Below are 13164 nucleotides of genomic sequence, written 5' to 3' on the forward strand. Positions count from 1 at the left end.
TCCTTTAATTCAGTTTCCCCCTACTCTTTCAAACTAACAATCTCTTATAGTGGACCAGAAATACCTTGTTTGCGAATCATGATGAAGTGGAAGGCCATTAAGCCTAGAAGTGCTGCTGGTAAGAAGAAGACGTGAATAGCAAAGAAGCGAGTTAATGTTTGAGCCCCGACAATTTCGGAATGACCAGCAAGTAATGTTTTAATATAAGGACCGATAAGTGGTGTTTGCTCTGCAATTTGAATCCCTACTTTTGTTGCAAATAGTGCTTTCATATCCCATGGTAATAAATATCCTGTAAAACCAAGACCTAACATAACAAAGAAAATAAGAACACCAACAATCCAGTTTAATTCACGAGGTTTCTTATATGCACCTTGGAAGAAAACTCTAAGTGTATGTAAAAACATCATTACAATAACTAGACTTGCGCCCCAATGGTGCATACCGCGCACAATTTGTCCATATGCAACTTCATTTTGCAAATAATAAACAGATTCCCAAGCATTTTTAATATCTGGTACATAATACATTGTTAAAAACATTCCTGATAAAATTTGAATCACAGTAACAAAAAACGTAAGCCCCCCAAAGCAGTAGACGAATGCAGAAAAATGATGCGCCGGATTTACATGTTCAGGTACTTCATGGTCTGCAATATCACGCCATATCGGTGTAATATCTAGCCGTTCGTCCACCCAATCATAAATTTTATTTAACATCTATTTCGCACCCCCTCTTGGCTTTGCTTTCCCTAAATAAAGCGTTCCATCCTTCACTCTAGATTCATACACATCGAGTGGAGCAAGAGGCGGCGTTCCTTTTATGTTTATACCATCTTTTGTATAGCGCCCCCCGTGACATGGACAAAAAAATTGATTAGGATGAGTCTTATCCGAATTCCAGTTAACCGTACACCCTAAATGTTTACACACTGGAGAAAACGCTACAATGTCTCCGCTTTCATCTTTGTGTACCCAAGCTGATTTAGGTTCTTCAGATTTGTACCACCCATCAACCTGCTTTACCTTAAAGTCAAAGCGTTTTGGTTCTGTTGTAATCTCTTTAACTTGCGCAACAGCAACCATCTCTCCTCCCGCCTCTTTCCTTAAAACCGGATCAAGGGCAAAACGCGTCATCGGCATTAAAATACCAGCTGCCATAAATCCCCCTACACCTGTAAGCGTGTAATTTAAAAACTGTCTTCTTGACACACGATGTTCCTTCTCGTTCACGAAAATTCCCCCCCTCTATCAGAAATTGTCCCCTCGTGACAAACTAATATAAAAAATAAAAAATAGGACACTTTCATGATATAATACCCGCATGCGCAGGTCAATATCATACTAATCACAATCGAAAGAACTATCTGTATATTTATTATTTTCCCATTTTTCAGTTAATAGAGGCATTATATTTTTTATATGCGCCCCAATTACTTCTCTCTTGGCTTGATCACTAAATTGTTCTAGCGACAACGCTGGTAACCAAAATAAATGACCTGGTAGGAGTCCTTCAACTTCTTTCCATGTAAAATCACTTGTAATATAAGCAATATGTTTTAATCCTTGACCTTGTAAGTGACTTGTCCACTCCTCTAAACGCTCTAACTCTAGCTTTTGTTTCCCTACTAGATACGTAAATGAAGGTAATAAAAAGACCCTTCCTTTATACTCTCTTTCCAACTCCATACTTAACGTTTCAATGAACTCGCCTTGGGCTACAATACTCTTCATTTCTTTTGCTACCGAAATAGAAAGAAGGGGTATAATACCAGTATCCACATACTCTCTAGCTTGTTCAAATTGCTCTACATCTTTTACAGCCCACTTCAATATCCATCCCTCCTTTACTTGTTATTTCATCAGAAATGACAGAACTTTCACTTTATATCTATTAAACCATACTGAAACAGGTAAAAAAAGAAAAACTACCTATATTAAGTAGTTTTTCTTTTAACAGTCGAAAATTTGTCAAAATTAAGTAAAATAGAGGTTTCTTACAATTTTTTCAATTCCTCTGTTAACTTACAAAAAGCTTCCTTGTCCTGATTGTCGAGCGCTTCATCAATTTGCTTTAAAAGTCGATCTCTTTGAAATGAAAATACACTCTCTTCTAAAAATCGTTCCGCAAGTAAACGATCTTTTTCATTTACTTCGATATGCTTTGGTAAGTACGGATTCTCTTCTAATACTGCGACATAATTTGCATTTTGAAACGATGATTTAAAATTAAGTTGAATATAAATATCCTCATCTCGGTTTAAACGAATGTCATGAAACGATTTTTCTGCATCCGTCGTCATAACATTTTGTTTAAAAAAGTGAAACGGTGTATCTTTTACACAATTTGCTGACATTACTAAACCACGAGGACAATATTTTGCATGTTCTACGAAGTGGACTTTGTGCATTAATTGATCATGACTCATTAAATAATTTAAAATCCATACACATTCACGCTGTTTCAGTTGATAATTGTTTAGAAACCACTTTACAAAATCCTTCTTCTCGTTTACAGAAACAGGGGTATTCATAGCGCTTAGTCCCTCCTCTGTCTTTCTTTTTCTTATTTTTTAGATTCAAGAAGCAGCATGCACTTTCCTTCCAACTTATGAAAAATCCTCTAAATTATATAGTAATTCTTCGATGTGAATTTGTGTCGGATCCAGTTGTAGTAAGCGTGTGAATACTTCTTTTGCCTCTTTTCGTAAACCTTCTTCTAATAGAAAATAACCGTACTCTTCCAAGAAGTCTGGATGATTCTTAAAAGAAGTATATGCACTTTCATAGTGTTTTAGTGCATCAGAATACATTTCTAATTGTTTTTTCGCAAATGCCAGATCCCAAAGTAATTGTGTATCTTGCTCTCCACCATCCATTGCGCGCTCCACAACAACAATTAGTTCTTCATATTTTTCTTGTTCTTTTAAGATATATACATATTTTAATATCGCACCTAAATGCCCTGGATCAAGTTGTAGTGCTTTTTGAAGTAATTCTTCTGCTTCTGCTACTTTCCCTATCTTCACTGCAATATTTGCAAGTTCTACATAAAGAGGCACAGATAATTCATCAATTTTAATCCCTTCATGAAGGGTTTCATAGCTTTCTTGAAGCATTCCTTCTTTTTCATAGCATTTAGCTAAATACATATATAATGATGCATATTCTGGATCTAACTCTTTTAATTCTTGCCAAGCCCCAATTGCTCTTTGATACTCTTCACCTTGGTAAAGGGTAAATGCATAACCGAATAAAGAATGAATATCTTTCTGCTCTTCTAATCCTTCTTCATAGTACACAATTGCTTCTTCCCAGTTTCCAATTGCGCTTAACGTTTCCGCTAAACGAAGAGCAATCACAACGCCCCCCATTACTTTTTGCTCAGCAAGTAATGACTGATAATATACAATCGCTTTTTGCTCTTCACCTTTGCTGCTATAGAGTTCCGCTAATCCAAAGGTAATAACAGGCTCTTCTGGCATCATTTCTTTTGCTTTTAATAGTTTTTGTTCTGCAACATCATCGAAGCCCTGCATTTGAAATAAATCTGCAACAAGTAATAGCGATTGAACATACAGTTCATCATCTTCAGGAATATCATGAAGTACTTCGATGGCCTCATCTTCTTTATCTAAATCAATATATAGTTCTGCTAAAAATATTGTAAACTCACTTTCCTCGGGATATAACAAGCGCAAGTCTTCTGTAATAGCTAGCGCTTCATCAATAAATCCAAGCGTATGATAGTAACGGGCAATATCATATTTTTCTTCGTCCGTTCCTTGTTTTACTAATTCTTTTAATTGTTCTAATCCTTTTTCCGCTTCACCATTTTCAATGTAAGAAACAGCTTGTTCAAACTTTTGCATAAATGTCTCCTTTAATTCTTATAATATTCTCTTCTGTTCATTAATCATAAACAACAGTTGCCTTGTAAGCAACTAAAAGGAAGCAGAAAAGAATCTTCCCAAACTGAAAAGATTCTTTTGCTTCACAGAGATTCTAACTGATCAAAAAAATTCGGATAGGATACAGTGACTGCATCACCATTTTCAATTCGATTTTCTAACATATACATTGCTACAAGGAACAAAAAAGATCCCCACTCATTTTCTCGCTTTGTTTTTACTTGGCATGAGGTTAAGGTTGTCACTGACCGCTTCTATGCGTGACTCGATCCTTTCTTCCACCTAAAAAGAAGTTTTCTCTATGACGTTTTTCATTTTATATGTATATATCTTTATTGTACCGCTTTCCTTCTTCATCATGCAAATATGCATCCTCTAAAAGAAAACGACTCCTATCTATTCGGAGCCGTGACTTTTCTTAAGAATATGTTTCCTCTTTCTTTTTCTGTTCTTTCACAAGTTCCTTAAGTACTTCAATAATCTCATCATTCTCTTCTTTTAACCCAACAGTAATACGAATACCATCCGGTAATCCAAATGCAGCGCCAGAACGAACTATATATCCTTTTTGCATTAATCTTTCAAAAGCCTCATTACCAGGAATTCCAAGATGCAAGAAGATGAAATTCGTTTGTGATGGATAGTAAAAAACGTCATACTCCTCACAGAACGTATAATATTGATTTAATCCTTCAGCATTTTGTTTCACACATTCTTGTAAAAATGCTTGGTCTTCTAGCGCCACCAAACCAACAGCTTGCGCAACAGCTGATGTATTAAACGGTAATCTCGCTATTTCCAATTGCTGGATAAGTTTTTCGTTCCCTACCGCATAACCGATTCGAAAAGCAGCTAAGCCATACGCTTTTGAAAATGTACGTAGCACCATAAGATTCTCATACTTTTCAAGAAGCGGCAATGTTTGTGGATATTCTCTCGCTCCTGCATATTCATAGTATGCCTCATCCATAATGACAAGTGTTGACTTCGGAATTTCATCTAAAAATGAAAGTAATTTTTGCTTTTCTACATATGTTCCTGTTGGATTATTCGGATTACAAATCCACACGATTTGCGTTTTTTCATCAATCTTCTTTAGCATCGCATCTAAGTCATGAATACCATCCTTAAGCGGCACTTCACGAACTTCTGCCCCTTCTATCACAGCATGATGATGATATTGTGAAAAGGTCGGATTTGCCATTACAACATTTGTATCTTTTTGTAATAAAGCGCGACTAACCATTTGAATTACCTCATCTAAACCACTACCAAATAAAAGTTGTCCTGGTTTCACATGAAGGTGAGCAGCTACTTTTTCACGAAGTTCAAACGCTGCTCCATCTGGATATAAAGCATACTGTGTACTTAATGCAGCTAAAGCTTCCGTTACACGTTTTGAACAACCAAATGGATTTTCATTAGATGCTAATTTCACAATTTTGGATAATCCGTATTCTCTTTTTACTTCTTCAATGTTTTTACCAGGTACATATGCTTTCAAAGTTAATAATTGTTCTTTTACTCTCATCTCGATTCCCCCTGTCATTTTACTAGATCAGGACGTAATACACGTACCCTTTCTATGCTCTACTTCATTTTTGTTGTGACTGCCATCATCACACGAATACATGTCTGCAATGCGGTATATTTATTTCTTTTACACACATCAATAGTGCATAAGTAAAACCTTCCAATTGTCCGCTGGAAAACAGGCATTTATGTCAGCTATCGTAGAAATGAATACCGGTGCAGTATCAGCGGGATCGAACTCCATTGTCATTTGCTATTCTGTTCACGAAACACTTCGCCTGCGGTCAATCACTTCTCAGCTACATTATGAATCAAATGGATTCTTCTCCTCTTTGAAATGCTTCTAATGCAGAATGAACAGTCTCATCAGAAATAGATACGACATCCACTACCCCATATTCCTGCATAAGTACCATACGAATTATTCCTGCATTCGCTTTTTTATCCTGCTTCATTACTTGCACAAGGCGCTCTACATTTAGATTCTTCGGCATAGATGGGTAACCATACAGAGAAAACCAGCGCTTAATTTCTTTAAACTTAAGGTCTACCTTATAAATTTGTTCACTTAAAAATATAGCGAATAACATGCCAATCGCCACGCCGTCACCATGTGTAATCTTTCCATATCCCATCTCTTTTTCAAGAGCATGTCCTAATGTATGTCCAAAATTCAAGTGAGCACGTACACCTTTTTCAGTTTCATCTTCTGCTACAATATTCGCTTTTACAGGAATTGCTCGCTTTAGTATATAAATTAATTTTTCATCCCGTATATCTTCTAATGTTTTCACTTCTTGCTTTAACCAATGATATAATTCAACATCACCGATAAAAGCATGTTTAATTACTTCCGCAAATCCTGAGCGCCACTCTTTTTCCGGTAATGAATTTAAAAATGGTGTATGATATAAAACTGCCTCCGGTTGATGAAACGCTCCAATCATATTTTTTCCTAACGGGTGATTAATGGCAACCTTCCCACCAACTGCGCTGTCATGCGCCAATAGCGTTGTTGGAACTTGAATAAAACGAATACCACGCATAAAGGTTGCTGCAACAAAACCGGCTAAATCACCAATCATTCCGCCTCCCAGTGCAACAATTAAAGAGTTTCGATCCATCACATTTTCAAGCGCTGACGTATGAGCCGCATAAAAATTTTCAAATGATTTTTCTTTCTCTCCACTTGGAACAACAAATGAAAATACCTGTTTTTCTACTTTTAATGCATTCATCACTTCTTCTAAATGAAATGATGCGACAGATTCATCAGAAATGACCATTATATTAGAAACAGTTGGGTTCATATTTTGAACAAGCGTTATCAAGTTTGACAACGCATCTTTTCCGACATATACATCATACTCTTTAGACTGCGTCTGAATATGTATTTTTTCCATTAAAATCCCCTCGCATATTTATTATGTTTCTTAATGTTTTCACGAATACACTCTACACGATCTGCTCCGAATTGGTCTACTAAAGCCACCGCTAGTTCCCACGCAACCACCGCTTCTGCCACAACACTAGCTGCGGGTACAGCACAACTATCAGAACGTTCAATGCTAGCTGAAAAGGATTCTTTTGTATCAATATCAACACTTTGAAGGGGTTTATATAGCGTTGGAATTGGTTTCATGACGCCGCGTACAACAACAGGCATTCCCGTTGTCATGCCACCTTCTAATCCTCCTGCATGATTCGTTCGTCTTGTATAGCCTGTGTCTTTATCCCAAAGAATTTCATCGTGTACTTGACTCCCTGGCTTATGTGCTGCTTCAAATCCAATACCAATTTCCACACCTTTAAAAGCATTTATACTCATGACTGCTGCTGCTAATTTTGCATCGAGTTTCCGATCATAATGTACATAGCTTCCTACTCCAATTGGCATCCCTTCTACAATTACTTCCACAATCCCACCAATTGAATCTCCACTTGTTTTTGCATCATCAATTGCCTGCATCATCTTTCTAGAAGCTTCCTCATCTAAACAGCGAACAGGAGATGTTTCTGTAATTTCTCTTAATTGTTGTATTGATTCGTATGTAAGACTTCCCGCCTTCACACCACCAATTTCAATTACATGCCCAGCAACTTTTACGCCTAACTCTGCTAAAAGTTTTTTTGCAACAGCTCCTGCTGCAACTCGGACCGTTGTTTCACGCGCTGAAGAGCGTTCAAGTACATTTCTCATATCACGGTGTCCGTATTTAATTGCACCATTTAAATCAGCATGACCAGGTCTCGGTCTTGTTAGTTGTCGTTTCATTTCTTTTGCTTCTTGTTCGGTTAACGGATCTACTCCCATAATCTTTGTCCAATGAGTAAAATCTCGATTTTCTACAACAAGTGCAATAGGAGAACCAAGCGTATGACCATGTCTGACACCACTGACAATTTGCGCTTGATCTTTTTCAATTTGCATCCGTCTCCCACGCCCGTATCCTTTCTGTCTTCTCGCTAATTCTTCATTAATATCATCTACTACTAAAGATAGCCCTGCTGGAACACCTTCCAAAATTGTCGTAAGCTGCGGACCGTGAGATTCACCAGCTGTAATATATCGCATTGGTTATTCCTCTCTTCTTGTCATCATTTTATCCCGCATTAATGGGTAGGAAAAGATTTTATATCATTTTTTCAGTTTATTTGTATATAAATCCATGGTGATTTTCCGGTATAAAAATCACGACTATAAAATAAAAAAGATATCCCTACTCGTTTTATCCCTTTATTTTTACTTAGCACGTGATAGAAAAAAGCACTGTCCACTTCTACACTCTCCCGCCTAAAAATAAAGGTTTTATATCATCTCTTTCAATTTATATACTTATTCAAAAGTTGCTCCTCCTTCAGAGAAGTTTAACTTTATGTATCAATATATCATACCAAGTCTTACTTCGTAACTATTTGAAACTAAAAAAGTGCAAGAAGAGTATTCGCACTCTCCTCGCACTTTTCACTATTACCACAGTAATTAAAGCGTTTACAAATTATTTCAAAATAATTAGTAAATCCATTGATTCATTAATTTTGAGTAGTCTACTAATTCCTCTTCTTTAAAGAAAATACCAATCTCACGTTCTGCACTTTCTAGAGAGTCAGAACCATGGATAATATTTTTCGCAACAGTTACACCAAAATCACCCCGAATTGTACCTGGTGCCGCTTCATGAGGTCTTGTTTTACCCATCATATTACGAGCAGTATCTACTACACCTTCACCTTGCCATACCATTGCAAAAACAGGACCAGATGTAATGAAATCTACTAATTCACCAAAGAAAGGTTTTTCTGTGTGTTCAGCGTAATGTTTTCCTGCAATTTCTGGAGTAACTTGCATTAATTTCGCACCAACTAATTGAAAGCCCTTTTTCTCAAAGCGAGCTACAATTTCCCCAATGAAAGCACGTTGTACACCGTCTGGTTTTACCATTAGAAATGTTTTTTCCATAAAAAATCTCTCCACTTCTGAATTATGTATGTAATTGTATATCCCCACACACATATTAACACCCTTATCACAATTGTGCAATAGTTTTGAAATAGAGAGATTATTTTATTTGTAAAAGAAAATCATTAAAATTTTCGTTTCCCAATGTACTTTGCAACATTTTGCAGCGCATATTTTGCTTGTCCACGCGGCAAAGGTTTTATTACTTCTAATGCTTTATGTAAATAACGTTCACTAAATGCAAATGCCTGGTCAATTGCTGCACTTGTTTTAATATCTTGAATGATTTCTTTCATTTCATTTGCAGTTGTATTTTCATGCACAGATACAATTTTTGCACGAAGCTTTGGATCTTCCATTGCATACAAAGCCGGAAGCGTGACATTTCCTTGCAATAAATCTCCACCAGCAGGTTTCCCTAATTTTTCTTCTGTTGAAACGAAATCTAAAATATCATCGATAATTTGATACGACATCCCAACAAAATAACCATACCAAAACAAGCGATTTACCGTATCACGGCTTGCACCAGAAGCAATAGCCCCTAACTGACAACTAGCCGCAATTAACAATGCTGTTTTTCTCTTAATTCGTCGCAAATACGTTCTTAAATTTTGATTATAATTATACTTATCCTTAATTTGTTCAATTTCGCCTTTACATACTTCCAAAATTGTATACGACAGTGCTTGATGAGCTTCTGGAATTTCTAAATTTGTAATGCATTCAAGAGATTTTGCAAACAAGTAATCTCCTGTATACATTGCAATACGATCTCCCCATTTCGCATTGACCGTTGCACTACTGCGCCGGAGAAGCGCTGCGTCAATAACATCATCATGAACAAGAGAAGCCATATGAATAAGTTCTAACGCAACTGCCACATGCTTAATTGCATCTAGCTTATAGTCTCCAAATTTCCCTGCAAGGAGTACAAAAACAGGACGAATTCGCTTTCCACCAGCCTCAATGAGTTGTAGTGCCGCTTCTTCTACTAACTGTTGCTCTGAAGCAACAGTCTTTTTTAATTCTTCCTCTATTACATGAATATCCGATCGTAAAAAAGAGTACATAAGTTGTAACTTCATATTGTTCACCTTAACCTAAAACGTCTTTTTTCTATTTTGATTCGGGTTTAAACCCTAGGTGCATAGCTGCTACACCAAAAGTAAATGGTTTCACTTGTACACGCTCAAGTCCAGCAGCTTCAAACATGTTAGCCAGTTCCTTCATCCCTGGGAATGTGCTAGCAGATTCTTGCAGCCATGAATATTCCTTATAACTTTTGGCAAATAGTTTTCCAAACAGTGGCATAATATATTTGAAATATAAAACGTACATTTGTCGGAAACCAAGCATCGTTGGTTGTGATGTTTCTAAACAAATCACTTTTCCACCTGGTTTTACCACACGAGTCATTTCTTTTAATACATGCATATAATCAGGAACATTACGTAGACCAAAACCAATTGTTACATAATCAAATGTATTATCTTCAAATGGAAGTTCCATCGCATTTCCATGTATAAGCCCTACATGTTGTAAATTCAAAGCTTCTACTTTCTCTTTCCCAACAGATAACATATTTTCACTAAAATCTAGTCCATGTACTTGCCCAGTCGTTCCAACAGCATTAGCAAGTGCAATTGTCCAATCAGCAGTTCCACAACACACATCTAACGCCTTTTCTCCTGGCTGTACATCCATAATTCGCATCGTTTCTTTTCGCCACGCTTTATGCCTTTGAAAACTTATAACTGAATTCATCACATCATATTTATCAGAGATTTTTTCAAATACATCATGTACTCTTTCTTCTTTTGATTGTTGCATGCGCTTACCCTTCTTCCAATATAAAATTGCTTATGTTCTCAATTTATCTTTTAAAGTAGAAACTATCTTATCAATTTCTTTATGTTTTTTTAGAAATGAATTTTCTTTTTTGTTCATTTCTTCCAGCCACTCTGTAAAGACCGTTTCCACATTTTCATCATCATTTGATAGCACCGCTTGAACAGCTTGGAAAACAGGTGCAGTTTTTCTTTCAGCATGCAATTGATACTCTTTTTGAAGACGATTCTTCCCTAGTATATACGCTATAAATGATTTCCAATGCGATAAATGAAAATGATCACATGTTTTTTGTAAAAGTGCCGATTCAATGATCATAACACCTTTAACTACTTCATCAACTGTGTCATATGCTCTCTGATATAACATAATTTTATGTTCATTAATTTCCTTAATTCCTTCAGCAAGTGCACGAACTAATACAATATCACAATTCATTGAAAGTAAATAATAATACAATCCACTATAGTAATCCCCTGCAAGCACTGTAAGCTGACGACGCTTATGAAATCCACTCGTTTCTTCATCTGCTTTATTTGATACTTTTTCATGTGTATCAAGAGCGATTTGTACAAGCATAATCGTTACAACATAGTGCTCGATTTGTTCTTTATGTAAATTGGCACTTTTTAAAGCAGCGTATAAAAGTACTACCTTTTCTTCATCAATAAATGGTTCTTCAATATAGTTTATAAAATAAGGATGGCGCAGCTTTAATAGCAACTGCTCCTTTATATCCGCATACCCTCCATAGATGTCACACACAAAAAATCACCCTTGTTTTCTAATTCATAAAACCTATTATAACACATACATTCTATTTTCTATAACCAAAACTTAGGGAATCAAAACAAACTACAATTTAGAAATATTATTCATACAATACGTAAAAAACAACACTTCACTTATCTATAAGTTCTTTTTTTAAACACATGTATTCCTTCGTACAAATAGAATGCATCAACAAAAAGTACTTCATAAAACTATATAAATAAAAAAGAAAAGCAGTTTCCCGCTTTCCTTTATTTTGCCTGAATAAAAGACAAAATTTCGCTACGTGCCGCAGCATCATTTTCTAACACACCGCGCACTGCTGTAGTTACTGTTTTTGCACCAGGCTTTTTCACACCGCGCATTGTCATACACATATGCTCCGCTTCAACAATTACCATAACACCATGTGGTTCTAACACTTTCATAATAGAATCAGCCACTGTTGACGTAATACGTTCTTGAAGCTGTGGACGACGTGCAATTGTATCTACAGTACGAGCTAATTTACTTAACCCTGTTACTTTTCCACCTTGCGGAATGTATGCAACATGAGCAACTCCGTAAAACGGAACAAGATGATGCTCACACATCGAATAAAATGGAATATCTTTTACTAACACAAGCTCTTCATGATCTTCTCCAAACACTTTATGCAAATGTTCCTGTGGATCCTCATGCATACCTGAAAATACTTCTGCATACATTTTTGCAACACGTTTTGGCGTATCAAGTACTCCCTCGCGATTTGGATCATCTCCAATCGCTTCTAGAATAAGACGCACTGCGTGCTCAATTTGTTCTAAATTAACTTTTGCCATCCGCTTAACCCTCCCGAAAAACCTAAAAGTGATACGAACACATTCTAGCATATTTATGATTTTAAAAGCAAAAAGAAGAGTTCCCAAAAAGGAAACTCTTCTTCCCTGTTAATATGTAAGGATTATTTAACCGCATCTTTTAACGCTTTACCAGGTTTGAATGCAGGTACTTTACTTGCAGCGATTTCAATTTCCTCACCAGTTTGTGGGTTGCGTCCTTTACGAGCCGCACGCTCACGAACTTCGAAGTTACCGAATCCGATCAATTGTACTTTATCACCTTGTTTTAAAGCTTCTAAGATAGAATCAAAAACAGCGTCAACTGCTTTTGTTGCATCCTTTTTAGAAAGGGAACTTGCTTCTGCAACAGCATTGATTAAATCTGTCTTGTTCATGCCATTCACCTCCTCCCAAAGATAAGACTGTATAATGATAATAAAATGAGTCTTACTTTCATTTGTAGGCAATTTTTACAAATTCTATACCACAAAGATGTAGATAAATCATTATCAACGCCTATATTATACGATTCTCCTGTATAATTCAATGTTTTTAAAGAAATTGTTGCCCCGAAAATGTGAAAAAACGATGAAACTTGACAATATACTACAAAGTATTAGATAATGACTGTTTATTTTCTAACTATTTTTCTATAAAATAAAGCTTCCGCCACAAACCGAGCATTTTCATATCGTTATTTCTTCCTCTTTTTCTTTGAAACTTACTGCTGGAACCTAGTTGTCCGTAATTAGCAAAATAAAGTGAAACCTTAATCAGTGGGTTTTCTTCACCCCCACTAATTATTAGCCCTCACGAAT

14 protein-coding genes are annotated in these 13164 nt (G+C 36.2%); all 14 read right to left on the reverse strand.

The genetic code is table 11. The features are described from left to right. Nucleotides 1-44 precede the first annotated feature (44 nt). The gene (gene qcrB, locus ACX5JI_RS13340) at nucleotides 45-719 is read right to left on the reverse strand and encodes a menaquinol-cytochrome c reductase cytochrome b subunit (RefSeq protein ID WP_000932700.1); all 675 of its coding nucleotides are present in this window, start codon (nucleotides 717-719) and stop codon (nucleotides 45-47) included. Further along, nucleotides 720-1232 (reverse strand): menaquinol-cytochrome c reductase iron-sulfur subunit, encoded by a 513-nt coding sequence (gene qcrA, locus ACX5JI_RS13345; RefSeq protein ID WP_459501515.1) that lies wholly within the window; start codon nucleotides 1230-1232, stop codon nucleotides 720-722. 111 nt (nucleotides 1233-1343) lie between these two features. Continuing rightward, nucleotides 1344-1835, reverse strand: a complete 492-nt coding sequence (locus tag ACX5JI_RS13350; protein ID WP_459501609.1) for a YpiF family protein — start codon at nucleotides 1833-1835, stop codon at nucleotides 1344-1346. 161 nt (nucleotides 1836-1996) lie between these two features. Beyond that, nucleotides 1997-2533, reverse strand: a complete 537-nt coding sequence (locus tag ACX5JI_RS13355; RefSeq protein WP_459501516.1) for a ReoY family proteolytic degradation factor — start codon at nucleotides 2531-2533, stop codon at nucleotides 1997-1999. 75 nt (nucleotides 2534-2608) lie between these two features. Continuing rightward, entirely contained in the window at nucleotides 2609-3871 is a 1263-nt protein-coding gene (locus tag ACX5JI_RS13360; RefSeq protein ID WP_459501517.1) for a tetratricopeptide repeat protein, read from the reverse strand. A gap of 457 nt (nucleotides 3872-4328) precedes the next feature. Further along, nucleotides 4329-5441, reverse strand: a complete 1113-nt coding sequence (hisC, locus tag ACX5JI_RS13365) for a histidinol-phosphate transaminase (RefSeq protein WP_459501518.1) — start codon at nucleotides 5439-5441, stop codon at nucleotides 4329-4331. A gap of 313 nt (nucleotides 5442-5754) precedes the next feature. Next, complete coding sequence (gene aroB / locus ACX5JI_RS13370; protein WP_459501519.1) at nucleotides 5755-6846, reverse strand: 3-dehydroquinate synthase; 1092 nt, start codon at nucleotides 6844-6846, stop codon at nucleotides 5755-5757. Further along, nucleotides 6846-8018: a chorismate synthase gene (gene aroC, locus ACX5JI_RS13375; protein ID WP_459501520.1), complete on the reverse strand. Its 1173-nt coding sequence runs from the start codon at nucleotides 8016-8018 to the stop codon at nucleotides 6846-6848. Before aroC ends, aroB begins: the two co-directional genes overlap by 1 nt. 438 nt (nucleotides 8019-8456) lie before the next feature. Beyond that, nucleotides 8457-8903, reverse strand: coding sequence for a nucleoside-diphosphate kinase (ndk, locus tag ACX5JI_RS13380; protein WP_343266143.1), 447 nt, complete (start codon nucleotides 8901-8903; stop codon nucleotides 8457-8459). A 125-nt stretch (nucleotides 8904-9028) separates the two neighbouring features. Beyond that, a complete protein-coding gene (hepT, locus tag ACX5JI_RS13385; protein WP_459501521.1) occupies nucleotides 9029-9991 on the reverse strand; it encodes a heptaprenyl diphosphate synthase component II in 963 nt (320 codons plus the stop codon). A gap of 31 nt (nucleotides 9992-10022) precedes the next feature. Next, nucleotides 10023-10736: a demethylmenaquinone methyltransferase gene (locus ACX5JI_RS13390; RefSeq protein ID WP_459501522.1), complete on the reverse strand. Its 714-nt coding sequence runs from the start codon at nucleotides 10734-10736 to the stop codon at nucleotides 10023-10025. Between the two features lie 30 nt (nucleotides 10737-10766). Then, nucleotides 10767-11519 carry a heptaprenyl diphosphate synthase component 1 gene (locus tag ACX5JI_RS13395; protein WP_459501523.1) on the reverse strand — a complete coding sequence of 251 codons (753 nt, stop codon included), beginning with the start codon at nucleotides 11517-11519 and terminating at the stop codon, nucleotides 10767-10769. Between the two features lie 257 nt (nucleotides 11520-11776). Further along, the gene (gene folE / locus ACX5JI_RS13400; RefSeq protein WP_459501524.1) at nucleotides 11777-12346 is read right to left on the reverse strand and encodes a GTP cyclohydrolase I FolE; all 570 of its coding nucleotides are present in this window, start codon (nucleotides 12344-12346) and stop codon (nucleotides 11777-11779) included. A 122-nt stretch (nucleotides 12347-12468) separates the two neighbouring features. Continuing rightward, nucleotides 12469-12741 (reverse strand): non-specific DNA-binding protein Hbs, encoded by a 273-nt coding sequence (gene hbs / locus ACX5JI_RS13405; protein WP_001043860.1) that lies wholly within the window; start codon nucleotides 12739-12741, stop codon nucleotides 12469-12471. Nucleotides 12742-13164: the final 423 nt, after the last annotated feature.

The organism is Bacillus sp. C1 (assembly GCF_054570475.1).

Excerpts from the sequence above, each read along its gene's own strand:
- aroC (WP_459501520.1), bottom strand. The coding sequence starts at position 8,018 with ATGCGATATATTACAGCTGGTGAATCTCACGGTCCGCAGCTTACGACA.
- hepT (WP_459501521.1), bottom strand. The coding sequence starts at position 9,991 with ATGAAGTTACAACTTATGTACTCTTTTTTACGATCGGATATTCATGTA.
- aroB (WP_459501519.1), bottom strand. The coding sequence starts at position 6,846 with ATGGAAAAAATACATATTCAGACGCAGTCTAAAGAGTATGATGTATAT.
- hisC (WP_459501518.1), bottom strand. The coding sequence starts at position 5,441 with ATGAGAGTAAAAGAACAATTATTAACTTTGAAAGCATATGTACCTGGT.
- ACX5JI_RS13390 (WP_459501522.1), bottom strand. The coding sequence starts at position 10,736 with ATGCAACAATCAAAAGAAGAAAGAGTACATGATGTATTTGAAAAAATC.
- ACX5JI_RS13360 (WP_459501517.1), bottom strand. The coding sequence starts at position 3,871 with ATGCAAAAGTTTGAACAAGCTGTTTCTTACATTGAAAATGGTGAAGCG.
- hbs (WP_001043860.1), bottom strand. The coding sequence starts at position 12,741 with ATGAACAAGACAGATTTAATCAATGCTGTTGCAGAAGCAAGTTCCCTT.
- ndk (WP_343266143.1), bottom strand. The coding sequence starts at position 8,903 with ATGGAAAAAACATTTCTAATGGTAAAACCAGACGGTGTACAACGTGCT.
- ACX5JI_RS13355 (WP_459501516.1), bottom strand. The coding sequence starts at position 2,533 with ATGAATACCCCTGTTTCTGTAAACGAGAAGAAGGATTTTGTAAAGTGG.
- qcrB (WP_000932700.1), bottom strand. The coding sequence starts at position 719 with ATGTTAAATAAAATTTATGATTGGGTGGACGAACGGCTAGATATTACA.
- folE (WP_459501524.1), bottom strand. The coding sequence starts at position 12,346 with ATGGCAAAAGTTAATTTAGAACAAATTGAGCACGCAGTGCGTCTTATT.